Annotated in this window: 33 protein-coding genes; 32 read left to right on the forward strand and 1 reads right to left on the reverse strand. The window is 39.6% G+C overall.

Going from position 1 to position 26,123, the window contains the following annotated elements:
• Positions 1–40 precede the first annotated feature (40 nt).
• Complete coding sequence (locus POV27_RS07400; protein WP_272862110.1) at positions 41–907, reverse strand: hypothetical protein; 867 nt, start codon at positions 905–907, stop codon at positions 41–43.
• Between the two features lie 214 nt (positions 908–1,121).
• On the opposite strand from POV27_RS07400, the gene POV27_RS07405 reads away from it, so the two are divergent.
• The 32 genes from POV27_RS07405 to POV27_RS07560 all read left to right on the forward strand — a co-directional run bounded on the left by POV27_RS07405 (position 1,122) and on the right by POV27_RS07560 (position 26,097).
• On the forward strand, positions 1,122–2,126 hold the full coding sequence (locus POV27_RS07405; protein WP_272862111.1) for a hypothetical protein: 1,005 nt from the start codon (positions 1,122–1,124) through the stop codon (positions 2,124–2,126).
• Between the two features lie 63 nt (positions 2,127–2,189).
• The gene (locus tag POV27_RS07410; protein ID WP_272862112.1) at positions 2,190–2,564 is read left to right on the forward strand and encodes a hypothetical protein; all 375 of its coding nucleotides are present in this window, start codon (positions 2,190–2,192) and stop codon (positions 2,562–2,564) included.
• A gap of 17 nt (positions 2,565–2,581) precedes the next feature.
• A complete protein-coding gene (locus tag POV27_RS07415) occupies positions 2,582–3,154 on the forward strand; it encodes a hypothetical protein (protein ID WP_272862113.1) in 573 nt (190 codons plus the stop codon).
• A 143-nt stretch (positions 3,155–3,297) separates the two neighbouring features.
• Positions 3,298–3,765, forward strand: a complete 468-nt coding sequence (locus POV27_RS07420) for a hypothetical protein (protein WP_272862114.1) — start codon at positions 3,298–3,300, stop codon at positions 3,763–3,765.
• Between the two features lie 99 nt (positions 3,766–3,864).
• A complete protein-coding gene (locus POV27_RS07425) occupies positions 3,865–4,473 on the forward strand; it encodes a hypothetical protein (RefSeq protein WP_272862115.1) in 609 nt (202 codons plus the stop codon).
• 110 nt (positions 4,474–4,583) lie between these two features.
• Complete coding sequence (locus POV27_RS07430; RefSeq protein WP_272862116.1) at positions 4,584–5,171, forward strand: DUF7010 family protein; 588 nt, start codon at positions 4,584–4,586, stop codon at positions 5,169–5,171.
• Positions 5,172–5,240: 69 nt separating this feature from the next.
• Complete coding sequence (locus POV27_RS07435; RefSeq protein ID WP_272862117.1) at positions 5,241–5,741, forward strand: DinB family protein; 501 nt, start codon at positions 5,241–5,243, stop codon at positions 5,739–5,741.
• Between the two features lie 26 nt (positions 5,742–5,767).
• Complete coding sequence (locus tag POV27_RS07440) at positions 5,768–6,481, forward strand: hypothetical protein (RefSeq protein ID WP_272862118.1); 714 nt, start codon at positions 5,768–5,770, stop codon at positions 6,479–6,481.
• Between the two features lie 116 nt (positions 6,482–6,597).
• Positions 6,598–8,976 (forward strand): carbohydrate-binding protein, encoded by a 2,379-nt coding sequence (locus tag POV27_RS07445; protein ID WP_272862119.1) that lies wholly within the window; start codon positions 6,598–6,600, stop codon positions 8,974–8,976.
• A 97-nt stretch (positions 8,977–9,073) separates the two neighbouring features.
• Positions 9,074–9,463 (forward strand): helix-turn-helix domain-containing protein, encoded by a 390-nt coding sequence (locus tag POV27_RS07450; RefSeq protein WP_272862120.1) that lies wholly within the window; start codon positions 9,074–9,076, stop codon positions 9,461–9,463.
• A 45-nt stretch (positions 9,464–9,508) separates the two neighbouring features.
• The gene (locus POV27_RS07455; RefSeq protein ID WP_272862121.1) at positions 9,509–9,904 is read left to right on the forward strand and encodes a VOC family protein; all 396 of its coding nucleotides are present in this window, start codon (positions 9,509–9,511) and stop codon (positions 9,902–9,904) included.
• 19 nt (positions 9,905–9,923) lie between these two features.
• The gene (locus POV27_RS07460; RefSeq protein ID WP_272862122.1) at positions 9,924–10,472 is read left to right on the forward strand and encodes a VOC family protein; all 549 of its coding nucleotides are present in this window, start codon (positions 9,924–9,926) and stop codon (positions 10,470–10,472) included.
• Between the two features lie 100 nt (positions 10,473–10,572).
• Complete coding sequence (locus POV27_RS07465; RefSeq protein WP_272862123.1) at positions 10,573–11,433, forward strand: alpha/beta fold hydrolase; 861 nt, start codon at positions 10,573–10,575, stop codon at positions 11,431–11,433.
• Between the two features lie 45 nt (positions 11,434–11,478).
• The gene (locus POV27_RS07470) at positions 11,479–11,943 is read left to right on the forward strand and encodes an SRPBCC family protein (RefSeq protein ID WP_272862124.1); all 465 of its coding nucleotides are present in this window, start codon (positions 11,479–11,481) and stop codon (positions 11,941–11,943) included.
• Between the two features lie 128 nt (positions 11,944–12,071).
• On the forward strand, positions 12,072–12,806 hold the full coding sequence (locus tag POV27_RS07475; RefSeq protein ID WP_272862125.1) for a DUF7003 family protein: 735 nt from the start codon (positions 12,072–12,074) through the stop codon (positions 12,804–12,806).
• Between the two features lie 157 nt (positions 12,807–12,963).
• Positions 12,964–13,770: an N-formylglutamate amidohydrolase gene (locus tag POV27_RS07480; protein WP_272862126.1), complete on the forward strand. Its 807-nt coding sequence runs from the start codon at positions 12,964–12,966 to the stop codon at positions 13,768–13,770.
• A gap of 1 nt (position 13,771) precedes the next feature.
• Complete coding sequence (hutF, locus tag POV27_RS07485; protein WP_272862127.1) at positions 13,772–15,151, forward strand: formimidoylglutamate deiminase; 1,380 nt, start codon at positions 13,772–13,774, stop codon at positions 15,149–15,151.
• 25 nt (positions 15,152–15,176) lie between these two features.
• Entirely contained in the window at positions 15,177–15,845 is a 669-nt protein-coding gene (locus POV27_RS07490) for a DUF6896 domain-containing protein (RefSeq protein ID WP_272862128.1), read from the forward strand.
• A gap of 99 nt (positions 15,846–15,944) precedes the next feature.
• Complete coding sequence (locus POV27_RS07495; RefSeq protein ID WP_272862129.1) at positions 15,945–16,118, forward strand: hypothetical protein; 174 nt, start codon at positions 15,945–15,947, stop codon at positions 16,116–16,118.
• A gap of 124 nt (positions 16,119–16,242) precedes the next feature.
• Entirely contained in the window at positions 16,243–17,055 is an 813-nt protein-coding gene (locus tag POV27_RS07500) for a helix-turn-helix domain-containing protein (RefSeq protein ID WP_272862130.1), read from the forward strand.
• A gap of 65 nt (positions 17,056–17,120) precedes the next feature.
• Positions 17,121–18,839, forward strand: a complete 1,719-nt coding sequence (locus POV27_RS07505) for a serine hydrolase domain-containing protein (protein WP_272862131.1) — start codon at positions 17,121–17,123, stop codon at positions 18,837–18,839.
• A gap of 44 nt (positions 18,840–18,883) precedes the next feature.
• A complete protein-coding gene (locus POV27_RS07510) occupies positions 18,884–19,363 on the forward strand; it encodes a GNAT family N-acetyltransferase (RefSeq protein ID WP_272862132.1) in 480 nt (159 codons plus the stop codon).
• Between the two features lie 93 nt (positions 19,364–19,456).
• Positions 19,457–20,155, forward strand: a complete 699-nt coding sequence (locus tag POV27_RS07515) for a helix-turn-helix transcriptional regulator (protein WP_272862133.1) — start codon at positions 19,457–19,459, stop codon at positions 20,153–20,155.
• Positions 20,156–20,227: 72 nt separating this feature from the next.
• Positions 20,228–20,605 carry a DUF4345 family protein gene (locus POV27_RS07520; protein WP_272862134.1) on the forward strand — a complete coding sequence of 126 codons (378 nt, stop codon included), beginning with the start codon at positions 20,228–20,230 and terminating at the stop codon, positions 20,603–20,605.
• Positions 20,606–20,701: 96 nt separating this feature from the next.
• Entirely contained in the window at positions 20,702–21,820 is a 1,119-nt protein-coding gene (locus POV27_RS07525; RefSeq protein WP_272862135.1) for a serine hydrolase domain-containing protein, read from the forward strand.
• A gap of 108 nt (positions 21,821–21,928) precedes the next feature.
• Entirely contained in the window at positions 21,929–22,348 is a 420-nt protein-coding gene (locus POV27_RS07530) for a hypothetical protein (RefSeq protein WP_272862136.1), read from the forward strand.
• A gap of 56 nt (positions 22,349–22,404) precedes the next feature.
• Complete coding sequence (locus POV27_RS07535; RefSeq protein ID WP_272862137.1) at positions 22,405–22,950, forward strand: hypothetical protein; 546 nt, start codon at positions 22,405–22,407, stop codon at positions 22,948–22,950.
• 16 nt (positions 22,951–22,966) lie between these two features.
• Positions 22,967–23,392 (forward strand): nuclear transport factor 2 family protein, encoded by a 426-nt coding sequence (locus POV27_RS07540; protein WP_272862138.1) that lies wholly within the window; start codon positions 22,967–22,969, stop codon positions 23,390–23,392.
• A gap of 31 nt (positions 23,393–23,423) precedes the next feature.
• A complete protein-coding gene (locus POV27_RS07545; protein ID WP_272862139.1) occupies positions 23,424–23,873 on the forward strand; it encodes a hypothetical protein in 450 nt (149 codons plus the stop codon).
• A 58-nt stretch (positions 23,874–23,931) separates the two neighbouring features.
• Entirely contained in the window at positions 23,932–24,543 is a 612-nt protein-coding gene (locus POV27_RS07550) for a hypothetical protein (protein WP_272862140.1), read from the forward strand.
• Positions 24,544–24,546: 3 nt separating this feature from the next.
• On the forward strand, positions 24,547–25,317 hold the full coding sequence (locus POV27_RS07555) for a tetratricopeptide repeat protein (protein ID WP_272862141.1): 771 nt from the start codon (positions 24,547–24,549) through the stop codon (positions 25,315–25,317).
• 27 nt (positions 25,318–25,344) lie between these two features.
• Positions 25,345–26,097, forward strand: coding sequence for a hypothetical protein (locus POV27_RS07560; protein ID WP_272862142.1), 753 nt, complete (start codon positions 25,345–25,347; stop codon positions 26,095–26,097).
• Positions 26,098–26,123: the final 26 nt, after the last annotated feature.

Below are 26,123 nucleotides of genomic sequence, written 5' to 3' on the forward strand. Positions count from 1 at the left end.
AACGCTGTAGGGTGTCCAACCATCCAACAATCCCTACTATTTATGGAATCGCAACCGAAACCTTTCCGTTTAACACAGTGCCATTTCGCAGTGTAGTATTACAGAAAATCAAGGTGATTCTGTCCCCATCATTCTCAACAAATAAAGAAGTCTCAGGAGTGGATTGACTCCCAATCAAAACTTCATTTGTAGACTTAGTAAGCTCTCTTTGGAGGTCGGTAATGTCAAAAGCATAATCTACACCAAAGTATTGTGCCGTAATAGGATAAGCGGCGTCTAGCTCATAAAAAGCAATTTCAAAAATATTGGGCCAAGTCCCAAATGTAAATTCAACATTCCCTTCGTCACAACATAGGGGGGTGGTTATGTCAACATTGGCACTTTGCCATACCCCATCAATACTGTAATAGTTATCCTGAGTGTAAGTACAGGGAATGGCAGAAGTGGTAAAGGACTTCCAATCATCCCTTTCGCTATCCCCATTTTGAGTACGGGCTGTATAATCATAGGTAGTGGCAGGATCTAATCCGTCTATGTCATGGTTAAAGCTATAGGTGCCATTAAAATAAGGTACGGCCCCATTAACTTCAATGACTTGGTCGGTACTGGGGTCATTATTCATTCTAAATATAAAACTGACAGCATATGAATCCTCTTCACTAAAAACAATATTCCTGAAATCGATAAAACCATTGAGCCTCACCGTATTTTGGGAGGTGTAAGTGACATAAGAAAACACTCTTGGAGCATCGTAAATCTGAGTACCATCGGTATCTCCATTACCATCTCCGTTTCCATCGCCATTTCCATCTCCAGTTTCGGTTTGCGTTTCCTCATTAGACGATTCACTTTCACTGCAGGCGCTAATAGCACACAGGATACATAGAAGGACAATTAGTTTTTTCATTTGAGCATATATTTGCTGCCAAATGTACCAAAATGGAACCATTGCACCGCCTAAAGACAATCGATATTAATGAATTTCGACCTTTGCTTATGATCGATTGCAAATGTGCATTTTGAGTGAATGGCAAAAGAAAGAGAATGGTTTGCCTATCTTTGTGATAGTTTTCAGCACTCCCCCTTAAAACCAATCTGTTATGTTATCCATACGAATTATAATGGGCACAATTATTTGTGCATTATTAATTGCTGCTTGCGGGGTGAAACCCTACAATCAAGAACAATACGCCCAATGTTTCACAAATTACAGCAATGCGTTCAATGCTTGTGGGGGTAACGACTCTTGCGAGGAAGATGCTCTGGCCGACTATCAAGAATGTACCGGAGAGCACCTTAAGTTACCTGTACATTTTGTGGTGCTGACCAATAAATTCAAAGATTCGCTGGCTACACAATTATCCAAGGGCAAATTGGGTCAGATAGGAGGCCCTTTGAATCCAAAACCTAAGGGAGGAACAAAGAAGGTAACCAAGACAGAACTCATCGACTATCTAAAAAGTGAAGTAGATACATTGAACCGTTATTTTACGGTGTACGACGCCTCATTACCTCCGGACAATAGGAGAAAGTTGGTCACTTTCGAGTACAAATCGGCCACACTCTTCGGGGGAGCCTCAAATATTGACGACCCCCTGACTGATTTCGCCATTCCTGTATTCGATTTTGACAAGCGCCATTCCGATTTTAAGCCAGCTGTAAATACCACGACCGAAGTTAAACTCTATGATCCGAATGCAGTGAATGTGTATATAGTGGATTGTGTAGAATACGAGAGCGACGGATCTCTTAACGATATTAATTCCTCCCATGGTAAAAATAACTGCGACAAGCCCTACATCGTGTTGGATTATAAAAGAATCCTTGGTTTGGTAAATCGACAAGGGGCAGAGGAGCATGAAATGGGACATGCCTTTGGATTGGCCCATGTTTGTGACAACTCGGCCAATAATGTAAATGATGATACGAATATCATGGCTTCATCGGGCTCTTATTTGGCCAATGGATCCGTTAGAAACAATGAAGAAAGTGAGTGCCGTGTGACTACGATCGAATCTATAGACTGTACTGCAAATAGTGGAGGAAACAGAAGCGTGGGATTTACCACAGATCAGTGCATCGTTATTTTGGAGAAAGTCAATGAGTTCTTGGATGCAATAAACTAAAGGTTTATATTTTCATATTCGTTAAGGAAATCTGCTCAAGGCTTTTGTAAAAAATTGAGAATATTGCGTGAAGAAGAAAAAGACAAAAGAGGTTTTGCGATCATAGAACCACCCATCTATGAGAAACTGGATTGGAACATGGATGTTATTATTTCGGTGCTTGAAGTTATTAGGATTAGATTGCCCGAATTGTTTACAGAATTTCCTGAAAGTATTGAGTATGAGATTATCCCTTTGGGAAATCCATTTGGAGATCCCTATCCTGTCATTGGACTATATTCCGATAATCCCAAGGACCTAGAAAGCATACCAGATTTTTTAGACATGGATGAAAGAGTCCAGAATTGGCTCAAAGGGATAGAAATTGAAACGCTTAAGAAGGAATCAGAAAATGTAAAGACGGTGAGTTGGGAAGTACTGAAAAACAAAGAATATTGAAAAGCGCGACAATAACCATGAAATATAACCTATCCATATTATTCCTTGTATTGTTTTATTCCTTCGGTATCGGACAAGAGATGGAATGGTACAGTGAAACCAATAATAATGGGGTTATCATACAGAACAGCTTTCCAAAGGGTGGACCCTATGAGGGAACTACAGAAGGACATTTTAATGAGAGTTACTTGGTGTTCTTTACCCGTGTTATTAATAAGACTGAAGCTCCATTAGATATTAACCTTAACTTTTCTGGCGATCCAATTCAAATACCTAATTCCCCCGACACCTTTGTGCAATTATTTCTACCTTCAGAAGAAATGACTTTGGACAAGCAACCCCTATTTAGCTATGGAATAGAAGATTTGAAGCTTATGGATGCCCCAACGAGCTTTCAAAGTACCATAGAACCCAATGAGGAGTGCCTTTTCTATGTGGCCGGGATCTTTTATCAGACAAGGTTCGAAGCATTAGGTCAGGAGAGAGGAGGGAACCGAGCAGAACTTGTTTTAAAGGGAAACGACCTTTTTTATAATATGCTTCCGCAGGTGGATTCCATACCTTGTGGACGTATTGTTTTTGATCAATGAATCGTAATCAAGATGGTTAAGAAGAATAGATGATGAAATATCATGACAATTCAACATATGCGACCCATGCAATTGGAATCGATTTGGACGTAGACAAATTAAGGTTTCTCATTCCGGAAATATGTAATCCTTTTCAAAGATTAATGTATAAACTAAAGAGATTCGGGGTTTCATCCTATATAGAAAGAATTGCCGAACACATTAAGTTTGGAGATAGTCAAGGTGCCATTGTAGTGAGTGCTTCCCCACTTTTAATTGCGGCGTATAACGGGGATATTGACTGTGTTGTAATGTTGAAGTTTGAAGAGAAAATTCAGAAGAAATATGCATTCAAGGTGAAGGACAGACTGATCTGCGTAAATACATTTGGAGAAACACCAAAATTACAGTCGGATTTAATTCCAGGTGTCAATAATACGAACACGTGGACATTGGTACATCCTATAATTGCGGATCTTGTCTCCAGTAACACAATGGCTCTTACTAAAAGGAAAAATGAAATTGGAGATGATGGATACGAATATATCTGGAAGCTGGCCAATGAATATTTAAATTTAAAAAAGGGCGTTCATAGAAATGGCAAGCCTTTCTATTCGGCTCAGGTAAATTAGGCTGTTGCAACACCATCAAAAGAATTTCGCGAGTTCCGCTATCTTAGCAAAAGCAAAAAATAACTGTGAAAGCTTGCCGCACAGTTAGAAGAAATGAAGATGATCACCATAGTTTTAGTTATTGTAGTAGCTTTATTTTTGGTGTATTTCCAAGTCATCAAAGAAAGGGATGCAGCCCAAACTGAAAGAAAGGAAATTGAAGGAACCATCTTCTATCATGAAGATGATTTTGGGCAAATTGAGATCGTACCCGTTGAGAATTTTGATCGACTGATTACCGAAGCACAAAATGTAAAGGATTTTGCGGAAAAGCATTTTACTGGAGCCGGTTATTCTGCAATGTATGAGCGGGAAGAAACTGGACTCAAATTGGTAGACCGAAAAATAGAAGTCTCCGAATTAACAGAAATTCTTTCAAAACTATCCCTAGAAAAACATACAAAGGTTACCAGCGGAATTAGGCCTAACGAATTTGTAAGCGAACATACCGTGGGGTATGGAGAGAATTATAATGGTCTATTCTTTGACCGTAAAGACAATATAGTTTCCAATATTTGGATTGCAGGAAGATTAAATGCAGACGATAATACTACCGCAGCAGTATTGAATGAAATTGGGATGAAGTGGGATTTGTTGCTTATGGACTGGAACTCCTTGGAGTTAATCGACCTGAAAAGCAAAGATCAAATAAAGGAATATTTGGAATAGGCCTAATTCAAATAGGCTTACCTCTAGAATAGAGAAAATTGGATTATGATTAAGATCGACGGGTAATCGATAAGGTTTGGCTATCTTAGTGTCACTAACCAATGATGCCTATGAACAAGACTTCATCTAACCAACCAATGGACAAATCCGCGACCCTTAATGAAGCTCAACGCGATATGTGTAGTGGATATGCCGTTGGTGCTGTTGGTGTGCTTGTTTCAGGATCGGTGTGGCTTATATCGGCTTTCGTTGCCACATATTTCTCTGCGAATATCGCCATTTGGACCCTCCTAATAGGGGGTGCAGCAATCAGTCCTATTTCCAGCATCATTGAGAAGTTTATGGGGCTTAATGGGCATAAAAAGGGCAACCCGCTAAAAAACCTTGCAATGGAGAGCACCGTTTGGATGATCATGTGCCTTCCTCTGGCTTACGGACTTTCATTACAAAAGGTGGAATGGTTTTTTCAGGCCATGCTTTTAATCATTGGTGGCAGATATTTGACGTTTGCCACTCTTTTCGGCAAAAGGGTGTATTGGTTTTTAGGAGCTTCATTGGGCATTGCCGCATTTTTGTTATTTAGATTTGAGATGAAATCTTTTGGTTCACTCTTGACAGGTTCCCTAATCGAAATTGTGTATGGGATTTTTATGTATGTTTTTTATCGCAAGACTGTGATGAAAATAGGGAGTGAATGATTGATTTTTTCCTGTAAACATTAAGTAGAGGTGAGTGCTTTCTAAAAGGAACCAGATAAATAAAACGTTATGACCTTTAACGACATTGATACCTTCCTAAATTACTATGCTAAAATCAAGGGCAGAACCCGAAGACTCTTTGCGTATATTCCTAAGGATAAAATGGAATGGACTTACCAAGAGGGAAAGTTTACCATAGGCGATATCATAAGGCATTTGGCCAATATAGAGCGGGATATGTATGCGGAAACCGTACAAAACAAGCCTAGTCGGTACCAGGGTTGCAGAACGGATTACGCCCACGGTTATGATGCGGTTATCGATTTTTACAATAAAATGCACGAGGAATCGGTGGAGATCTTTTCAAAACTAAGTCCAGAGGATCTTCAAAAGAAATGCAAAACACCAGCGGGTATAGAAATCACCACTTGGAAATGGCTACGTGCTATGGCAGAACATGAAATTCATCACCGAGGACAAATTTATATCTATCTCGGTATGTTAGGAATAACTACACCTCCTATCTATGGACTGACTTCGGAAGAGGTGATTGCCAAAAGTAGTGAGTAGATTATCGATTAAATTTGTTTTCGAGAATGATGCAGGTTAAAAATATAAGAAGTCAAACTATCATTCATATTCTTGCAGTAGTCATACTTATTTCTTGCAATGGAAATAGGGAAAATAGAAAAGCTGAATCTCCAACTGAAACTGAATCCAAAGTACAGAAAGTTGAAATTGTTAGTAGTAAGGATTATTCAGAAAACGCAGACAAGTTTGTAAGAACGGTATTAAGAGAAAATTTAAGAAAGCATTTGTTCGACCTTTCGCAATCGGGAAATCCAAAACATATCGACATTTTTCAAAGTGAGGGACTCGAAAGGGTGCATGCCTATTCAAATAAAAACTATCCCAAAAGTATTGAACCCGATTATTACGAGCACTTCACATTGTTCATGGCAACCTACAGGGATTCCCAGAGTGCCAGAGAGATTTTCAGGCGAATTGCATCGGACTCAAAATTTGGACTTGGGGAACACCGTAATCTGGAGGAAGAACAAGCGAATCGGATTCTTTCGTTAAATATTGGAGCCAAACCTGGAGGCATGATTATTCAAAGAGGAGTACAGGTTTTTAGTTTGGTGGAAACGTGCCGGGATGCCCCATTGAATTGGACTTGGGAAAAATATGAAGATACATTCCTCGAATTTTTAGAAATAAGAAACGAAGAAGTTGATATTTTGAATTCGTATTGCGGCAGTGATAGGTATAGAGAAGAAAAGAGAAAACCGTCCCAAAACAGTCTGTGACTTCATTAAAGGCGGATAGAATGGTGTTCGCAGCATCCACTGTTAAACTCTCCTAAAGTTTATAGAAAACCTTGTGCCTGTTACAATTTCTGAATATCTTTCATACAGATACATCAATGATTTTCAGCACTATATTGAACATAAAGCATTCGTTTTCCGCCCAAGTTTTTCTAATAGTGTTCCTTTTTGTGGGATTCTGTAGTTTTTCGCAAGAAGAAGTATCTCATGAAGCATTCTTTAAAGACTATGAATTGTATTTCGACGCACCTCGCGAAGAAATCTTTGTCGACTTACCTAAAGACATATTTTATCCAGAAGAACCCGTAAAGTTTGCAGGTTATGTTTTCAACAAGAAAGACAATCTGCCTTCCCGGGCCACCACCAATGTGTATTGTGCCATTTTCGATAGTATGGGCCAGTTGGTGGACCAAAAACTCTTTTATTCAGAAAAAGGGAAGTTTCAAGGTGTTTTGAAAATCCCACCCCGAAAAGGGCCTGGCAACTATTACATCAAAGCCTACACGAATTGGATGAAGAACTTTTCGGCCAAATCCATGTATGTTCAAGGCATTTCTGTCATAGATAGTACAACCCTGCACGGTGCAAAGGACAAACCAAGGACAGACTATCAGATTACATTTTCCCCAGAAGGCGGTAACTTAATTGGCACGATTGAAAATTCGGTAGGTTTTCGTGTGCTTTCCAATAACACAGCATCCAATATCCAAAGTTGTGTCTTGGTAGATGCAATGGGTATTGTAGTTGTAGAAAATATCAAGATCAGTTCCATGGGCTATGGAAAATTCAACTTCAATCCCAATCCATCCAAGAAGTATACGCTGAAGGTGTATTTAGAAAATGGCGAAGTGATCCAAGAAAACTTGCCAGATACGGTTGAAAATGGAGTTTCAATTTCAGTAAATCCAATTCCCGAGAAGAATATTGCCGTAAAGATCACTGGAGATCAAAACACAATGGAGTCCATTAAAAGTGCTCCTATCATCATTGCCCTGCATAGGGACGGATTGCTCAAACTACTCACACATGATTTGGTAGAAAAGGATAACACCCTGTTTATACCTAAGGAAGAGGCGTTGCCGGGATTGAACAAAATGTCCATTTTTAATGGAAATCATGAGTTGCTGGCAGAGCGTCTGTTTTTCAATGATTACGGTTTGGCGAAGTCGAAGAACGAGGTAGTGCTTAGTGAGGCAAAACCCTTACTGGACTCGGTAGAAGTAGATCTTATGGTTAAGGGGATTAGCAAAAATTCAACCGCCAAAATGAGTCTGTCCGTACTTCCTTTAGAAACTAAGGCACACGACTATAACCGATACCTTGGTTCATGGTTTCGGTTACAATCCTATTTTGATGATGCGGTTAGTTCAGGATTGCCTTACCAAGCATGGAACCGATCCAAGCTATACGAACTGGATCTGTTTTTAATGAACCATCAATGGAATAGATACAAATGGGAGGATGTGCTCAATGATCCACCGAAAATAGAGCAGGCCTTTAATAATGGCATCTCCATTCAAGGTAAACTTAAAGGGGATGCTAGCTTGAAGTTGAAAAAGCTGATGATGTTTCAAAAAAGCGTCGGGGCTTTTTATGAGGCCAAGATTCAAGGGGATTTCAGCTTTGCATATGAGAATGTCTTTATTATAGAAGAAGAACCACTGCTGTTTTTTGTGACAGACGAAAAGAAGAAAATGTTTTCTGAAATTGAACTTTCCTATGCTCCCGAGTACCCAAAGGATGTATTATCGGTTGAGACGATCAACGCGCTCCCTAAGGAGAGTAAAATGGAGTTCAGGGAAACGGATAATAGTGAGCTTGTATACTTTCCCGACGCCGAATTATTGGAGGAGGTACTTATAAAGGCGCGTAAGGAACCCAAACTCACTAGAAACAAAGGGTTGACCGTGGGTGTTTTTGAAGGAAGGAAAATCACCGAAAAGGAGGCCAAAAAGCATATCGATCTTTATCGTTATATGAGAAGATTGGGTTTTAAAGCACGGTTGAACGCGCAGACAGGCGAGGTCATAATTCTGCCAAGAATTAGTTTCGACAATCCACCTGTGGTTTATGTGGATGGGTTTAGGGCAGGTAATGTTGTCGATAACATGATGTTGGATTCGGTAGACGAGATATATTTCGAGCATTTTGGGGTAGAGGGTAGTGATGGGGGAACCATTTACATTTATAGAAAATATGAAGGCAAGGAGCGCGCCTCCAATTTATTCCAGAAAATCGCCGAAGTTGGATTTAGTTCGAGTGATCTGGAGAATGATTTTAAATATACGGAGTTCGTAAGAAATACCTTTTTGTCCTACGCAAATGTTCATTGGCAAGGCGATATAGAGATAGAAGAAGGAAGTACTTACAAGTTTACATTCCCCTCGTACGGACTTATGGAATTCAAAGTATACATCAATGGGTTTTCAGATAAGGGAGACCTCATATCTTCGTTGCAATATATTTCTTTGGAATAAATAGGCTTGAATGGTATTAAGGTATCACGAAATCATGAAGTAATGGACAAGATTACAAAGTTTACCTATCTTAGTACAGTACAGCTAACCCAGCGGCATGACGTTTTACGAACAGGAACTTGAAAGAATTAAAGGAATTGTCTATTCCAACCAAGGACAGGTAGATACCGTTATTGCCATCCGTAACTATATAGAAAACAATTACGATACCGAGTTGAATTTGCAAGTACTATCTCATTTTCGGTTTGTTTCCAAGTATCATCTACTGCGGCTCTTCAAAAAATACTATGGACAAACACCCAAGCAGTACTTGGTGGATAAGCGTATTGAAAAGGCTAAGGAACACCTTAGAAACGGAATGAAAGTTACCGAAACCTGCTTTGCCGTAGGGTTCAAAAGTTTGGGCTCATTTAGTACCTTGTTCAAAACCAAGACAGGAAAATCACCTACCGAATATCAAAAAGAGCAACTTTCGAGAAGCAAATAAAATTTTGATTCTTGAACTTGCGACTTCAATCTTAAATATAACATTATGAGAGTAACCATTATGAGCATTCCTGTTCGAGATCAGGAAAAGGCATTTCAATTTTATACCAAAAAACTGGGGTTCCTTAAGAAAGTTGATATGCCGCTGGAAGGGGGTAATCGATGGTTAACCTTGGTTTCACCAGAGGCTCAGGACGGCCCAGAACTGCTATTGGAACCGGCCCCCATTCATTTCGAACCCTGCAAAGTGTTTCAAGATGCCCTTATGCAAGCTGGAATTCCTTGGACTGGCTTCGAGGTAGATGATGTGCAGGGAGAATACGACCGACTTACAGAGCTAGGGGTCGAATTCAGTGTAAAACCCACCGCAATGGGAACAGTAAAAATTGCCGTTTTAAATGACACGTGCGGCAATAACATCCAACTCATGGAAATACTATAAACCATAAAACACCAACCCAATGAAAAATACTACATCACTCTTTATTTTGGCCTTGCTTTTAGTAGGCTGTTCTAACGTTAAAAATAATGAGGGTCCTAGTGAGGAATTAATCGCACTACGAACCGAATTGGATAGTTTAAAGAATGCAAAAGCCGAAATCCCTATGGACTCAAAGGGACAGATATCTACATTTTTAACCTTTCAGGATAACAATTCCGAAGAAGCGATGAACTTCTATATTTCGCTTTTTGAAAATTCAAAAATTACTCACGTTGAGAAATATGGAAAGGACGGCCCAGGGAAAGAGGGAACCGTCTTTTTTGCCACCTTCGAAATAAATGGAAGTCAATTCGCCTGCAGCGATAGCCCGATGAAACACGAATGGACATTCACACCCGGAGTTTCCATTTTTGTGGAATGTAAGTCGGATGCGGAAATTCAGAACCTCTTTACAAAACTATCGGAAAACGGAAAAGTTCTTATGCCCTTGAACAACTATGGCTGGAGCACAAAGTTCGGTTTTATTGAGGACCGATTTGGGGTTTCTTGGCAGTTGAATTTGGAGTAAAATTTTATTCTCAATTCCGTTGAACTGAATAATAGACTCGTTTTCATTACCTTAGGTGTCTCAGGAATTCTTCGTTTAATAGCCTGTAACAACTAACCACATGAAAAACTTGATTCAAAAATCGGTATTCCTTTGGGCTTTGCTCATTTTCGGAATAAATCATGCCCAAAATAAGTCGGACGTACCCTATGGTAGCAATGAAGCCGTCGGTAAAACTGTCGAAATAAATGGGGTAGATATGTATTATGAAGAATATGGTCAGGGAGAACCATTGCTTCTGGTTCACGGAAACGGCGGTAGTATAAAGAATCTAGATAATCAGATTGAATATTTCAAGAAGAAATATCGAGTGATCATAGCGGATAATCGTGGCCATGGTAAATCGGGACTTAAAACAGATTCCTTAACCTACAGACAAATAGCAAACGATTTAGAGGTATTGGTTAAGCAGATCACGAAGGACTCGCTACATATTGTTGGAACCAGTGATGGGGCTATTTTAGGACTTCTTATGGGGATAAATAATGAAGTGAAAATAAAACGAATAGTTGCATGGGCGGGTAATTTGCGTCCAGACACCACAGCCGTACATGCATGGGCCCCTAATTATGTAAAGAAACGCTGGATCGCTGCCAAGAAGATAGTAGATGGAGGCAACACCACCGATTTTTGGAATGGCAGATACCAACGTTCTGGTTTGTTATTGTTTCAACCCAATATTGGACATGAAGAATTAAAAAATATTACTTCGCCTGTTCTCATTATGGCTGGAGATCGGGATGTAATCAAGAATGTACACTCTGTAGAGATGTATGATCATATACCTAGGGCACAACTCTGTATAATGCCAGGTGCCACACATTCTGCACCCTACCTACAACCTAAGCGATTTAATGAAATAGTGGATCGTTTTTTAGCGGAACCTTTTTCCATGCCCGATTCTAATTGGACGAAAAAATAATTGCTCGTTTTGTTATCTTGGATCTCAACTTAATTTTCTAATCCTATGAGCACTTTAAACCCACCCACGGTAGAATGCCAAATGATGATTCGGAAGTCTGTTTCGGAAGTATTTCGGGCATTTATAGATCCCAATATCACCACCAAATTCTGGTTTACCAAATCCAGTGGGAAGCTTGAAAAGGGCAAGACAATCACTTGGCAATGGGAAATGTATGGAGTTGCCGCAGATGTAACGATAGTGGAGATTGAACCCGACAAATTGATAAAGATTGAATGGGGCGACCCTGCAACCACGGTTGATTTCGAATTTACAGAGTTAACCGAAACCACTACCTATGCGGTCATTAAGAATTATGGGTTTCATCAAACAGGAGCGGAACTTATCCAAGCCATTAAAGACAATACGGGTGGATTCACTACGGTACTAGATGGCTTAAAGGCCTATCTCGAGCACGGTATTGAACTGAATCTTGTAGGCGATAAGTTTCCGCAAATTGGAGAAAAATAAGAACTTGTCTAATCTGCCTTTCCAGATACTCTTAACTTCTAAAATTATCGGTGAGGGAAGATCAAACAGTTTGACTATCTTAGGACTAAATCATTAATAAATTATAGAGGCTGTAATAATTCATATCAATGGGCATTTTCGGATTTAGGAAAAAGAAAGAATATTCGGCAAAGGAAATTTTAAGGCAACTGGATGACTGCGCTATGGGTTTTACATTTCCGATGTTGGACAATGGATATATTTATCCCGTTCATTCTAAATTGAGCGCTTATCGCGATGAAAGACGATGGGTTTTGATCATTGAAGCAATTGGTTTTAACTATCGAGGAGGTGGACATAATGGAATAACCAATTGTTTACACATTTACGGTAACTGTATTGAAACGGCACCGGGAACAGACAATGATAATTTTTTATATATAACGGATGATAGTTCAGTCGTTCCAACTTTTGATCAGGAATATCTTGAAAGCTTAAATCCAAAAGCGAAAACAATGATTTTGCGGGATAAAGAGATCACAATTAATCACAATCGGGAATTTTATCTAAACAAAGGGATAGAACTTGAAGAAGAAAGCAAAATTTTAGTTTGGGAATTTTTGAGAGGATTAGTTCCTGAATTCAATAGTGATTTTGAGGCTACAGAAGAAGAAATCCGAGCGAGAATTCCAAGGGATTTGCCAAGGATTATGGAATTGAGCGAATGGCATCATCCTGATTGTGTCAATTCTGAACTTCCAAGCATGAATGAAACATTTAAACACTTAGCTAAAGTTTTGGAAACTGGACAAACGGAATTCTATAGACCGACAAAAAAACCAAATAACCATTGGATAAATTGGCCGGATGGGGGAACACTATAGAAAATAGATAGTATAGCCATGTGCAACCGTAATTCGATATCATCTGTTTTACTTCCTTTATGTTTTGGCAAACTTCTAGTTAGAATCAGCTTGAATATTGAAATAAAATAGGAAATGGAGCCAAAAGTTTTCCTAATTAATATCATAAATTAGCTCCATGGATTTGTTCACAATAAAAGAGCCCACAGCACCCGTGGTTCCCATTGTTATTAGCGTTCCGCATTCGGGAACCCAATTCCCTTCGGAAATTAAAAAGCATTACAAAAAGAGGATGCGAAATTTTGTGGACGATACCGACTGGTATGTGCACCGACTCTACAATTTTGCACCCAAATTGGGCATTACCCTTATTAAGGCGAATCTAAGCCGATGGGTGATCGATCTAAATAGAGATCCTGAAAGCGTTCCACTGTACAACGACGGAAGGCTTATCACTACCTGTACGCCCACTACCGATTTTTTCGGGAATGATATCTACAAATCGAAAGCGCTGGAACCAGATACCGCTGAAAAGGAACGAAGACTGGAAACCTATTATTGGCCGTATTATAGAAAGATTGAAGCGCTATTAGCAGCGAGGAAAGAGCAATTTGGAAAGGTATTGTTGTGGGATGCGCATTCTATTCGGCATCGGGTGAGTACCATTCAAGAAGCCGTGTTTCCCGATATGATTTTGGGGAATAATGACGAGAAAACCGCCCATCCAGAGCTTATAAGTACAGCCTTAGAAAATCTCAGATCCGGAACATTCGGAGTCAACCACAACGCTCCCTTTAAAGGAGGACATATTACCCGTTATTTCGGCAAGCCCGAAAACAACGTGCACGCCCTGCAATTGGAAATGAACAAAATCCTGTACATGGACGATAATGAAATTACCTATAACAAAGAAAGGGCCGCTCAAGTAAAGGCAGTATTGCAAAAAACAATCAAGGGTTTAATAGATACAATGAACTCAATTTAACATGACGACATACCATTTCAAAAAACTACTACAAAACTCAGGCTGGCTCACCAATGTCAGGGTTACGGTCGACAATAAAGGCATCATCACCGAGATTACCACTTCAGATAGTCAAGATGGGGCGTTCGATAAAGAACATTCCATTGCGATTCCTGGTTTTCAGAACGCGCATTCCCATGCGTTTCAGTATGCCATGGCGGGATTGGCAGAACGACATGAAGGCTCGGCAAATCCCGATGATTTCTGGGGTTGGCGCGAAGCCATGTATCAATTGGCACTGAGTATGAATCCGGATGAGATGGAAGCCATTGCTACCATGCTGTATTCGGAAATGGCACGTCATGGATATACCAACGTGGCCGAATTCCACTATGTACATCACGATAAGGATGGAAAGCCCTATACCAACCTTGCTGAGATGGGCAGCCGATTGATTGCCGCTGCTAAAACTGCTGGAATTGGGATTACGCTGTGCCCTATATTTTATCAGAAAGGAGGCTTCGGACAACCTCCCAATGATCGACAGAAACGTTTTATCTCTCCTACGATCGATGCGTATTTGAAATTGCTGGAATCGAGTCGGGAAGCTTGTAAAAACTACGAGCATGCCAATATTGCAATTGGAATTCACTCCATGAGAGGGGTAGAACCCAAGGACATTGCTGAAATTGCAAAATCGGGTCCGCAGGACATTCCTTTTCATATTCACGTTTCGGAACAACTAAAAGAGATCGAAGACTCCATTGCCTATTTGGGAAAAAGACCGGTAGAATGGATGCTGGAAAATGTTACCATGAATGAACGCTATCACTTGGTACACGCCACGCATCTAACCAAGCAAGAAACGATTGGATTGGCCCAAAGTGGCGCGAATGTGGTGATTTGCCCAAGTACAGAAGGAAATTTGGGCGATGGTCTCTTTCCTCTGAGAAAATATCAAGAAGAAGGTGGAAAATGGAGTATCGGGACCGATAGTCACGTAGGTTTGAATCCTTTGGAAGAATTACGAATACTGGATTATGGGCAACGTCTTATCTCCCATAAACGAAATACCTATTTCTCACCCCAGCAAGGCGATGGAGGTACCTATGCCATAGAAATGGCTACTGTGGCAGGAAGAAAAGCCATGAATAATTTTGAAAGTGACTATTTTAAAGTGGGGGAACCTTTCAATGCCTGTATTATCGATGGCACCCATCCTTTACTTGCTAACTGTAGCGATAAAAACTTGGCCTCTACGATAGTATATGCCACCGATAGTACCATGCAAGAAGGAACCATTTCCCATGGAAAACGAATGATGGAAAACGGAAAGCACATAGGCCAAAATGAGATTAGGAATGCCTTTCATAAGACGATGCGGGTATTGGGGAGTAGGTAAGGGAATGCAGTAATAATATCATGAAATGATTATAGAGATTAATTCCCCTATAGAAATCGAAAAGATTAGGTCTCTTTTAGATAAAAATGAGAAGTTGATATTTGCTTTAAAGGAGGGTGAATTTAGTCGAGATTATGTTATAAGCTTGCAGAATGAATTTTCCAATCATGTAGTTACAGAATTCGAGTGGATAAATAGGATATTGATTGTTCCAAGCATTCCTACTAAGATGGTTATGGAAAATTTGACGGGGTTCTACGAATGCATCGAACTATTCGATAGGACAGCTCATTCTCTAATGAACCTTTTAGCAGAAACATTTGATATCGATTTAAATAATTCAAATGAATTACATCACTTAAAAACGCATAGACTTGCTAAACAAAGTGGGGAAATAGGCAATGCATGGAAGTTTCGCTTTCATGGAATGGGATGTTCTTTTACAAATTCTGTTACTGGGCAGTTTTTGGATGTCCAAACCATAAATGGAAAGGAATTTGGGCAATTAGACACTTATTACCTTATGAAGTTTATTCAAACAACAGATTCCTTAAAAGAAATGGGTTCAATCCTTAATGATGAATCAAATAATATGCAAAAAGTGATTGAAGTATTGCGGTTGAATGGTTATTTGATAGAGTTACCGAACAGAAATGGTGCGCTAATTATTAATCGGTATAAGAGAAGCAACTAAAACCAATCACTAATTGTAATTCTTAAAAACACATTGGACCAGCACGATAAAGCAATAGTATTAGAATTGTTGTGGAAAGCAATCAACTTCTTTTATGCGATGGCTATAATCTGTGCCATTATTGTTGGAATTAGGGCTTTGCTCTATATCTTGGGCGGAATGACAGATGTAGAAACGAGTAAAAGTGGATTGATTAAAGTTTCTACAGTATTAATTGGTTACATCATTTTCAGGAACATGGTGAAGTCCTATTTCAGGAAGAAAATTAAGTAACAGAATAGTATAATAAAGCCTGGCTATTTTAATTCAAGTCAGAAATTATTGTTACGCTTTTGCTATCTTGAAGACTCATTGTGAAAGACCTTTAAAAAACATCGCGATAGCCCTACAGTAGAAAATGAGAATCTTAACCCGAGGAGAATATTACGGAAACCAAAATTCAGAGAGCTCATTTAATGGGGTGTTGTTATCTCAATACACTTACACGGCAGATAGAACGGATTGGCATTACCATGAAAATCCGTATTTCATGTATGTATTGCAAGGCAATATGAAGGACTGCAATACAAAGACGAAAACCCTTTGTCCTTCGGGGAGCCTTATGTTCAACAACTGGCAGGAAGCGCATTTCGGTTCCAAACATTCGGAGAGGGCCAGTGGGTTTCATCTCGAATTTGAGAAGAATTGGCTCAAGGAAAAGGGAATCCCTTTACAAGTGTGGGAGGGAAGTCAACTTATTCATAATCCGCAAATACACTTTCTATTTGCACAACTATATCGCGAATTTCTTATATCGGATACATTTAGTGAGGTATCGGTAGAAGTTCTGTTGGTTCAAATATGCGATGCCTTAAGTGAGATAAAACATATAGATTCGCTCCAGAATCCCATTTGGGTGGATCAGTTAAAAGAGCTACTGCACTATGATACGGCTGCATTAAGCCTCGATTATCTATCCAACGAACTGAATGTACATCCCGTACACCTTTCGAGAGCTGCGCCCAAGTACCTTTCCATGAGTCTTGGAGAATACATGAGACAACAGAAACTGAAAAGGACAATTCCCCTTTTATTAGATTCATCAATCAAATTAACGGAAATAGCCTATCAAGCTGGTTTTTCGGATCAGAGTCACTTTAACCGTGTCTTTAAATCCCATTTTCATACGAATCCAAGTACTTTCCGAAAAATGGTCAAGAAAAGCGGTTGATGTTAATCTGATACAATTTTTAATAATTCTGCCTTTCTAACTTTGCGACTCAAATCCTATATACCATGCGTACATACCTAGCAATTTTAGTATTTATGTCCCTATCCGTAGTAATGAGTTGTGCACAAAGCGAAAGGCAAGACTATCAAGGAGAGTGGATTGGCTTTTTACCCAATAAGAACAGCTTCAATTTTACGGTTACCTTAGAGAAATTAGAAAACCAAGCTTATCATCTTACCATTGCCAATGACGGTGTTCTTATAGATGAAAAGATAAAGTCCTCTAACGCTAACGGCGTACTGTTCAATATGGATGAGCAGCTGTCTTTCGATCTAGAAAATGATCCAGATGGAGAAGGACTCACAGGGTTCATTAAAACCGGGAAACTTTTGTATCGCATGAATATACCCAAGGTAGGCGAGAACAAATTTGAGGGTGCTTGGAATCCATTTATGCTGAACAATGGCTTGCAGTCCGACGATATTATGCTTTATGTTGAACATACCGAGGGAGACAATATGATAGCCTATCCTTTTTTAGGAGACCAACGGTTTAGAGGAACATGGACCGCGGGCTTTAATCGCCAAGGGAATTTACTCTCATTTAGGGACACGAATACCGGGTTTAATTTTCGCGCTACCCTGTTAGAGAACACCATTGAACTTGAGATTTTATTGGTTAATGCCTTGGTCGCGCAAACTAGTTTAACCCATACCAACGATGGATGGGAATATAGTTCAAATCCTGTGGATCAATCTCCGAATACCCATACCCCAGCACTATTAAACGATGGGTGGGTCACGGCCAATTGTAGTGAATATGGAATCGATACGGGAGAATTGCAACGAATGATCGATAGCATTCATGCCAACGCATTGGTAAACACACATAGCGTTTTAATAGCCAAGGATCACAAATTGGTATTCGAAACGTATTTTGATGGTTTTAATGCCCATATTCCACATGACTTGCGCTCTGCTTCCAAGAGTATCTCTTCCGCGATGATTGGTATTGCGATTCAGGATAATGTGCTAAAAAGTGTCGATGAGAATTTGTACGACTTCATTCCCAAGGATTATGAATATACTCTGGACTCATTGAAATCCAAGATAAAACTGAAGGATTTACTCACAATGAGCTCGGGATTCGATGTAAATAACCTAGCCTCTGAAGATTACTATCAAAACCCAGAGAACCCTAATAATTGGCTCACATCCGTTCTTGAGGCACCTGTGATACATGAACCGGGGACTTATGCCGATTATGGGTCTGCCAATCCTTTCTTGCTTGGAGTGTGCTTGAATGAACGTTTGAATAAACCCCTTGAAGTATACATGGATGAAAAGCTCTTCGCTCCTTTGGGGATTACGAACTATATCAATCAGACAGATGATACTGGGGTTACGCCCTATTTCGGGGGAGGGATGCTTTTAACATCCCGTGACTTGCTGAAATTTGGGCAACTTTATCTTAACAAGGGCCAATGGAATGGAACACAGATCATCCCTGAAGCTTGGGTGGAGGAATCGTTTCAAAAGCATGTGCAATTACAGGATGTAAGGGATAAAAACCATTATGGATATCAATGGTGGCATGATACGTATGAAATCAATGGTAAGGCTATAGCAACCATCGAAGCTCGGGGCGCGGGAGGACAGTTTATCTTTATCATTCCCGAGTTGGATTCGGTTGTGGTCATCACTTCGGGTAATTTCAGGAACCGTAAAGGCAATCAGCCCAGGGATATTTTAAATGGGTTTCTACTTCCGGCGCTGCTCAATTAAAAAAGGAGTTTGCTATCTTAGTAAGATCGTTTATTCCTATTGTTATGAATGAAATCGTATTAAGATCTGCCACCTTAGAAGACCTAGACGTACTACTGGAATTTGAGCAGGGCATTATTACTGCAGAGCGACCTTTCGAACCTACATTAAAGTCCGAACGAATCAGTTATTACAACATTAAGAGCTTTATTCCAGCAGATGATGTTGAGGTGGTCGTGGCGTGCATCGCAGATGAAATCATTGGTTCTGGGTATGTGAAAATCGAAAAATCGAAATCCTTTCAAAAGTTCGATTACCATGCGTATATCGGATTTATGTTCGTAAGGCCAGAGCATCGGGGTAAAGGCGTGAACCAATTGCTTATGGATAAGATGTTGCTTTGGGCGAAAGAGAAGAACTTAACCGAAGTTCGACTGGAAGTATATAACGACAATGCACCCGCCATTAGAGCCTATGAAAAAGCAGGCTTTAGGAAGCACATGATCGAGATGCGTTTGGATGTGGGTGAAAACACCGTGGAATAATGCTTCCTGACCCTATATTTATGAGATTAGTATCCATTGTTTGAAAGTAACGATTCCATTACAGAATAAATGTCCTTAGCTATCAGCTGAAAAATGGAAGAAAAGGAAAAACCACGACTGGCGCGATTAACAGCCATCATTACACAGTTACAATCGAAAAGATTGGTGACCGCCAATTACTTGGCCGAAAAGCACAATGTAAGCGTTCGGACCATTTATCGGGACATTCGAACCCTAGAAAAATCCGGAATTCCAATTGTAACGGAAGAGGGTAGAGGCTATTCCATTATGGAAGGGTATCATCTTCCTCCTGTCCTGTTTACCGAAGATGAAGCCAATGCTTTAATCACAGTAGAGCAATTGGTACTTAAGAATAAAGATGAGTCCCTTGTGGAAAATGTATCCAGTGCTTTGGAAAAAATAAAGTCCATTCTAAGGTATTCCCAAAAAGGTAATGCCGATTTACTGGCAGACCGAATCTACTTTGGAGGCAATAACAAGCAGGAGAAGACAAGTAATAATCTTATGAAGATTCAGTCTGCGATCATTCATTTTCAGGTCGTACGGATCGATTATGTGTCTTTAGAGCAAAAACAAACCACACGGGACATCGAGCCGTTTGCCATCTACAGTATCAATGGAAACTTCCTCCTCATAGCTTTTTGCCGATTACGGGAAGACTTTAGGGCATTCCGAATCGATTTCATAGAAAAATTGATTACCCTAAACGAAGCCTTCACCCCACATAAGATGACACTGCAAGAGTATTTTGAAAAATATGTGAAGGCCTAAATTTACCCCTGACACAGGGCTGTCACATTCGCCATGTATGTTTGCGCTATAAACGTATAAAAGCAAATAAAAATGGAAATTTTCAAAATCATTATCCTTTCATTGTCAAGTCTTTTGTTGGTCTTTGTGGGAATCTCACGACTAAGCAATCCTATAAAAACCTATTTGAAGAGTTCTGGGATTCGGTTAGAAAATGATGTCAACCTATTAAACGAAATGAGAGGAGTAAGTGTTGTGATGCTCTGTGGCGGAATTCTAACAGCATTGGGAGCAATGTTCTCGATTTTTTCTTTCACCTCGCATGTAATTGCGGCACTCATCTTCTTGGGCTTTGCATTGGGGAGGATTATTAGCATGACGGCAGATGGCAAACCGAACAAGCAAATCACCCAGGGGATCGCGTTCGAGGTAGTTTTAGGAGCGGCAAATGTGCTAGGATTGCTTCTGTAACGAAGAATACTAATCCCGTTTTGTTATCTTGAGGTCGGACAATCATGTTTTTAACAGGACATAGACCTAAGCTTTATGTCTTTAAAATGTAAGAGAATGAAATTCAGATACATCGTATTACTATGTATACTAATCGGTTGTAAAACGAATAGTCAGGATGAACATACCGATGAAACCGACCCGATAGAAATTTCAATAAAGAAACATGCGGATTCATTGCTGGTTATACCTGAGATCACTGCTGTGTCAATTGGGGTTTACAAAGATGGTAAAGCCTATACCAAACACTTTGGTGAATTGGACAGGGGAAAAGGTAATACACCAACAGATAGCACCATATATGAGATTGCGTCGGTGAGCAAAAGCTTTACGGGATTACTTGTTGCACAGGCCGTTCTAGATAAAAAGTTGAGTTTAGAAGACGACATAAGGGATTATTTAAATGAGGATTATCCTAATTTGGAGTACAACGGTAATCCTATAAGAATTAAACATCTTATGAGTCACACAAGCCGATTACCAAGATTTTTACCAACTAGTATAAACTCTTTATTCGAAAATATTGATGAAACACTCCCGTTTCGAATTTATGAAATCAATCAGCAGTATAGCAAGAAGAAGTTCTTAACAGACTTACTTGCAGTGCAGATTGATACCATACCCGGAATAACGTACGAATATTCCAATGCCGATGTAGAATTGATGGCTGGCATATTGGAAAATATTTACGGTACTTCCTATGAAAGTCTTATTGAAAAGTATATCACCAATGTGGCAACTATGCGGGACACGAAAGTAAATTTAACCGAGAATCAATCAGAAAGATTGGCAAACGGTTACGGCGAGACAGGTAAAAGAACACCGCACTTTGCGAATACCTTATGGGGATCTAGTGGAGGACTGAAATCTACGATGTCCGATTTAATAAATTATATGGAGTTTCAACTGGATGAATACAATAGTTTGGTGGTAGAATCACATAGGTCCATATATCGAAACGAACATTTGGAAATCGGGTATTTAATCCCCATTTACAATGATGAAATAGATGGTAAGAACTATGGCATTCATGGAGGTGCATATGGCACTCAGAATTGGTTTGCTGTGATCCCGAAACATAATTTGGGTATTTCTATAATTACGAATCAAAGCGGACCACAAACGTATGGGCAATTATTGAGAACTATGAATGCTATTTTAGGCGATATTAGATAAAAAATCAATGTGATTGTTAGAATCGTTCGTAGGCCACCGTATAACAATAATTCCCTTCACCCGATCGCTATTCCTTATATTTGAGATAGTAATTATCGCAGAGCATTTATGAAAAAGGGACTACTGTTCTTGATCTTTGTATGCATCACAACGATAGGGTATGGTTGTGATTGCAAAAATGGAAGCGTAGCACAAAATTTTAAAGCACATCAAGTGGTTATCACGGCCGAGGTCATTGGTCTGTCAAAAGTCTTTTACAGGGATGATGTTTATAGAATACAGGTAGAACTAAAGGTAACGGAGAGCTTTAAAGGCGGGAAATCCGGCACTATAAAAATAATTACAGGGAATGGGTATGGCGATTGCGGATTTCATTTCGAACAAGGAAATCGGTATTTGATTTTTGCCTCGCTCAGTGATGTTTATAGCGAGGGAGCCAAAGAAGAACTAACCGCTACCGTGTGTTCCCATACGGGATTGGTTGACAAAAAATCTAAGCAAATAAAGGTTGTTCGCAACTTGATGTAAATCCTAATAAGTAAAAATGTCAATACCCTGTTTGAGTTGAGTACAAGACAAAAATGATGGATCAAAAAATAACCCTAAAATATATTATTGCCATAGCAGGGGCCGTTCTGTTTACATGGGTGCTGCATGAGTTCATGCATTGGGTAACCGCAGAGTTGCTGGGCTATGATTCTATCATGCGATTGAATTCCGTATCGACCATAGACGGAGGAGAACATGCTGGATGGGATGGAGTGTATACCTCGGCTTCGGGTCCGTTAATTACGATTCTTCAGGCCACCGTTGTTTTTTTGTATCTTAAGGCTAAAGGGTGGAATAAATGGGTCTATCCGCTTTTGTTCGTTCCCTTTTATATGAGATTACTGGCTGGGATAATGAATTTTATGATGCCGAACGATGAAGGAAGAATTGGCGAATTTCTGGGAATTGGTCTCTTTACAATATCCATTGTAGTTTCCGGATTCTTGTTTTTTCTCGTATATAAAATATCAAGAAAATACGCACTCAATTGGAAGTTTCATCTTTGGACAACCCTTTGGGTCTTGTCGGCCAGTTCGACGTTGATAATGGTGGACCAATTTTTCAGCATTAGAATTCTATAATAGTAAAACATGTATCATGAAGAAAACAATACTCATAATCCTGCTCCTGTGTTGCTTCAGCTTGGATTCCTATGGACAGGATAAGGAAAAAATAGAAAGAGCAGCCCTAGATTATATCGAGGGGTTTTATGAAGGGGACACCACCAAGATTAAGAGAAGCATTCATCCAGACTTGTCCAAATTAGGGTATGGCAGTAGTAGCGGCGGATCTAAAGAACATATCATGACCTACGAAAGGGCCATTGGTTTTGCACGCGATGTGGCTGGCAATCCAGAATGGGCCGCACCCAAAGATGCCGTGAAGAAGATCGAAATCCTGGATGCCCAAGACAAGATTGCCTGCGTAAAGTTAACCCTCTATTGGGGGATCGACTATTTATTGATGGTAAAGTATGACGACAAGTGGATGATTAGTAAAGTCCTCTGGCAGTCTTTGGAATAATTCAGTGCAAATTATTTGAAATCGGGAGTGTATGAGTTATGATTTAATGGTTTTTAATCCGAAATCAGCACCAAAATCTGAGCAGGAATTTTTGAAATGGTATGATCAACAAACCGAATGGGAAGAAAACCATGCATATGACGATCCGAAGGTAAGCGCTGAAGAACTACGGAATTGGTTTTTGGAAATGATCTCTGATTTTCCAGCTATGAACGGGCCTCATGCTCCGGCTGATATCGACGATAGGATAGATGATGAGAACATAACAGATTACAGTGTAGGAAAGGATGTAGTATATGCTGCATTCAGCTGGTCCATGGTCGAAAAGGCCTACCCAAAAATGCTGGAATTGGCGAAAAAGCATAAAGTTGGATTTTTTGATGCTAGCGGGGATGGGGATATTATGTTTCCCAATGAAATGGGTGAATTGGTATCAATTAATAAACCAAAGGAGTCCAAGGCTTGGTGGAAATTCTGGTAAATAGTAGTCGGATTGTGAAAATATTGAAACGCCAAAAATAATCTGTAACGCTCTGTAAATGAGACGAGAATACAACCTATTAATTGTCATAAGAAAGCACTTCATTTGTATGCTGATAATGCTAAGTGGAGGCCATGCTTATAGTCAAAGTGAAACGGATTTGTCTCAGATTAAAGGAGTAGAAATTTTCTTATTCGAATCTGAATGCCGCAATGACCACTCCTACATAACAAAACTTGATCTTGAGGATTTGTTAAAAATGTATAAAGAAAAGAAGTCGCTAGCGACCCTACCCGATAATAAATGCCATTCCTATCTAGATCTTGACGAGTGTGCGGTGAGGTCTGAGGCCTTCCTCGCCAAGAGCGATATTGAGAATTTCGATTGGACACACAGTAAAATCACGCTAACGGAAAGTGGTATTCAGAAAATGAGAGAACAAAAAGTTCCTATTCAGAGTCTGCCCTTCGTGCTAAAATTGAACGGAGAAAGTATTTATGCGGGTCGATTTTGGAATATTTTTGCCTCGGGTAACTGTGATAGGTTATGGATTTTGCAAAATCCCGGAGCAAAAGTGCTCCAAGTTGATTTTGGATTTGGCTCTCCCTGTGGGAGAGATCCAAGAACAGAAGAATGGCGTATACAAAAAGCATTAGCTTCGAAAAAATAAAGAATGAAAATAAACATTACTCTCATGTATCTTCTCTTGTCCGTTGCGGCCATGAGTCAAACAAATCCTCAGGAATTGTACGAAGCGGGAAATTTGAATTTCAAGTCTGGAAATTTTGAAAAGGCCATTGAAAATTATACAGAACTAATGAATATGGTCGATGAAAAGTCGGTCCAAAAGACTTGCTACATTAATCGTGGGCTTTCCTACGACCGAATGAAATTGTATGATTTAGCAATTACAGATTTTACTGAGGCGATTAAGTTAGATAGCACCGATATGGCCTCATTTATAGACCGGGGACTCTCAAGAATGCATGCAGGTTATTTAGATAAGGCCAAGCAGGATTATAATTATGTAGTTTATAAAAACAATGATAAGAGAATGCTCGAAGCGGCATTGTATTGGTTGGCGCGAATTCATTATGCGGAGGGAGCATTTGAGAAAGTCATTCAAAATTGCGACCAATACTTTAGGATCAACCCGAATGACCCCGAATTGTATTTCATTCGTGGAACCGCAAATGACATGCTTAGAAACTTCCAACAATCAATTTCTGACTATGACAAGGCGATTGAAATCAAACCAAATTATGTTCAGGCCATAGCAAATCGTGGAACAGCAAAAATTAATCTTTTAACGGGAAGTGGAAATCTTCAACCCACTAAAAAAGAAACAAAAGATGCTTGCAGGGATTTAAAAAAAGCAAAAGAGTTTGGAGACAGTTCGGTAGATGATTTGATCTTTGTCTATTGCGATAGAAAAAATAAATAAATTCAATCAAAAATTGAGAGCCGGCCAATGAGTGAATTTGATGAAGTAATGTCCCAAAGATCAGATTTCGAACTGTATGAGATCATTACACACAAAAAGGATAGCTACAAACCTGAGGCTTTGTTGTCTGCACAAAGGGAATTTGAATCCCGAAGTATCAATTCTGAAACAATCGCCCAATTTGAAAGAAAAATTAAGCAGGCGGAAGAATTAAAACAACAAAAGAAACATCAGAAATCTGAATTTATAGAGAAGGGGATGGATGTGGGAAAGTTGCTACTACCCACAAAGAAAGACACACTTTCCAGAACAATGCTGTCCCTCTGTATTTTCTTGACGATTTCCTTCCTGTACTATGTGTTTTCCGATTTTTGGATGATCACTTATTTGTTTTCGGATATCGGGAGTTGGGATATAAGCATTGTTGAGGTATTGCTACCCTACCTTTTGTTTCCCATTGGCATTTTTGGACTTTACAAGAACCAAAAATACGGTTGGTACGTCATTGTAGCCTTTCTTACCTATTATGCCTTTGCGGCGGTCTATGCAGGAATAAGTAGTTACCGACACTCCTTTGGGGGTGAAGGGGGAATATTCGATATATTCCCAAAACCCAGTATTGCAAGTATTATCCTCCGGTTTGTCGTTTTATTTGGGATCGTGATTTTTTTGAATCGCCCAAAAACCTTAGCCATCTTTTCAATAAATAAAGGACCTGCAGGACTTTTTGTGGTTATTGTTTGGCTTGTTACTACAGCACTTTGGTGGAATTTAATGTAAGATGTGAATTAGGGTAAGGTATTTGA

This window comes from Aureisphaera galaxeae, from assembly GCF_028561275.1.
Classification (GTDB): Bacteria; Bacteroidota; Bacteroidia; order Flavobacteriales; family Flavobacteriaceae; genus Aureisphaera; species Aureisphaera galaxeae.

Coding starts and splice junctions, on each gene's coding strand:
- POV27_RS07400 (WP_272862110.1), bottom strand. CDS start 907: ATGAAAAAACTAATTGTCCTTCTATGTATCCTGTGTGCTATTAGCGCC.
- POV27_RS07405 (WP_272862111.1), top strand. CDS start 1,122: ATGGGCACAATTATTTGTGCATTATTAATTGCTGCTTGCGGGGTGAAA.
- POV27_RS07415 (WP_272862113.1), top strand. CDS start 2,582: ATGAAATATAACCTATCCATATTATTCCTTGTATTGTTTTATTCCTTC.
- POV27_RS07420 (WP_272862114.1), top strand. CDS start 3,298: ATGTATAAACTAAAGAGATTCGGGGTTTCATCCTATATAGAAAGAATT.
- POV27_RS07425 (WP_272862115.1), top strand. CDS start 3,865: ATGATCACCATAGTTTTAGTTATTGTAGTAGCTTTATTTTTGGTGTAT.
- POV27_RS07430 (WP_272862116.1), top strand. CDS start 4,584: ATGAACAAGACTTCATCTAACCAACCAATGGACAAATCCGCGACCCTT.
- POV27_RS07435 (WP_272862117.1), top strand. CDS start 5,241: ATGACCTTTAACGACATTGATACCTTCCTAAATTACTATGCTAAAATC.
- POV27_RS07440 (WP_272862118.1), top strand. CDS start 5,768: ATGATGCAGGTTAAAAATATAAGAAGTCAAACTATCATTCATATTCTT.
- POV27_RS07445 (WP_272862119.1), top strand. CDS start 6,598: ATGATTTTCAGCACTATATTGAACATAAAGCATTCGTTTTCCGCCCAA.
- POV27_RS07450 (WP_272862120.1), top strand. CDS start 9,074: ATGACGTTTTACGAACAGGAACTTGAAAGAATTAAAGGAATTGTCTAT.
- POV27_RS07455 (WP_272862121.1), top strand. CDS start 9,509: ATGAGAGTAACCATTATGAGCATTCCTGTTCGAGATCAGGAAAAGGCA.
- POV27_RS07460 (WP_272862122.1), top strand. CDS start 9,924: ATGAAAAATACTACATCACTCTTTATTTTGGCCTTGCTTTTAGTAGGC.
- POV27_RS07465 (WP_272862123.1), top strand. CDS start 10,573: ATGAAAAACTTGATTCAAAAATCGGTATTCCTTTGGGCTTTGCTCATT.
- POV27_RS07470 (WP_272862124.1), top strand. CDS start 11,479: ATGAGCACTTTAAACCCACCCACGGTAGAATGCCAAATGATGATTCGG.
- POV27_RS07475 (WP_272862125.1), top strand. CDS start 12,072: ATGGGCATTTTCGGATTTAGGAAAAAGAAAGAATATTCGGCAAAGGAA.
- POV27_RS07480 (WP_272862126.1), top strand. CDS start 12,964: ATGGATTTGTTCACAATAAAAGAGCCCACAGCACCCGTGGTTCCCATT.
- hutF (WP_272862127.1), top strand. CDS start 13,772: ATGACGACATACCATTTCAAAAAACTACTACAAAACTCAGGCTGGCTC.
- POV27_RS07490 (WP_272862128.1), top strand. CDS start 15,177: ATGATTATAGAGATTAATTCCCCTATAGAAATCGAAAAGATTAGGTCT.
- POV27_RS07495 (WP_272862129.1), top strand. CDS start 15,945: ATGGCTATAATCTGTGCCATTATTGTTGGAATTAGGGCTTTGCTCTAT.
- POV27_RS07500 (WP_272862130.1), top strand. CDS start 16,243: ATGAGAATCTTAACCCGAGGAGAATATTACGGAAACCAAAATTCAGAG.
- POV27_RS07505 (WP_272862131.1), top strand. CDS start 17,121: ATGCGTACATACCTAGCAATTTTAGTATTTATGTCCCTATCCGTAGTA.
- POV27_RS07510 (WP_272862132.1), top strand. CDS start 18,884: ATGAATGAAATCGTATTAAGATCTGCCACCTTAGAAGACCTAGACGTA.
- POV27_RS07515 (WP_272862133.1), top strand. CDS start 19,457: ATGGAAGAAAAGGAAAAACCACGACTGGCGCGATTAACAGCCATCATT.
- POV27_RS07520 (WP_272862134.1), top strand. CDS start 20,228: ATGGAAATTTTCAAAATCATTATCCTTTCATTGTCAAGTCTTTTGTTG.
- POV27_RS07525 (WP_272862135.1), top strand. CDS start 20,702: ATGAAATTCAGATACATCGTATTACTATGTATACTAATCGGTTGTAAA.
- POV27_RS07530 (WP_272862136.1), top strand. CDS start 21,929: ATGAAAAAGGGACTACTGTTCTTGATCTTTGTATGCATCACAACGATA.
- POV27_RS07535 (WP_272862137.1), top strand. CDS start 22,405: ATGGATCAAAAAATAACCCTAAAATATATTATTGCCATAGCAGGGGCC.
- POV27_RS07540 (WP_272862138.1), top strand. CDS start 22,967: ATGAAGAAAACAATACTCATAATCCTGCTCCTGTGTTGCTTCAGCTTG.
- POV27_RS07545 (WP_272862139.1), top strand. CDS start 23,424: ATGAGTTATGATTTAATGGTTTTTAATCCGAAATCAGCACCAAAATCT.
- POV27_RS07550 (WP_272862140.1), top strand. CDS start 23,932: ATGAGACGAGAATACAACCTATTAATTGTCATAAGAAAGCACTTCATT.
- POV27_RS07555 (WP_272862141.1), top strand. CDS start 24,547: ATGAAAATAAACATTACTCTCATGTATCTTCTCTTGTCCGTTGCGGCC.
- POV27_RS07560 (WP_272862142.1), top strand. CDS start 25,345: ATGAGTGAATTTGATGAAGTAATGTCCCAAAGATCAGATTTCGAACTG.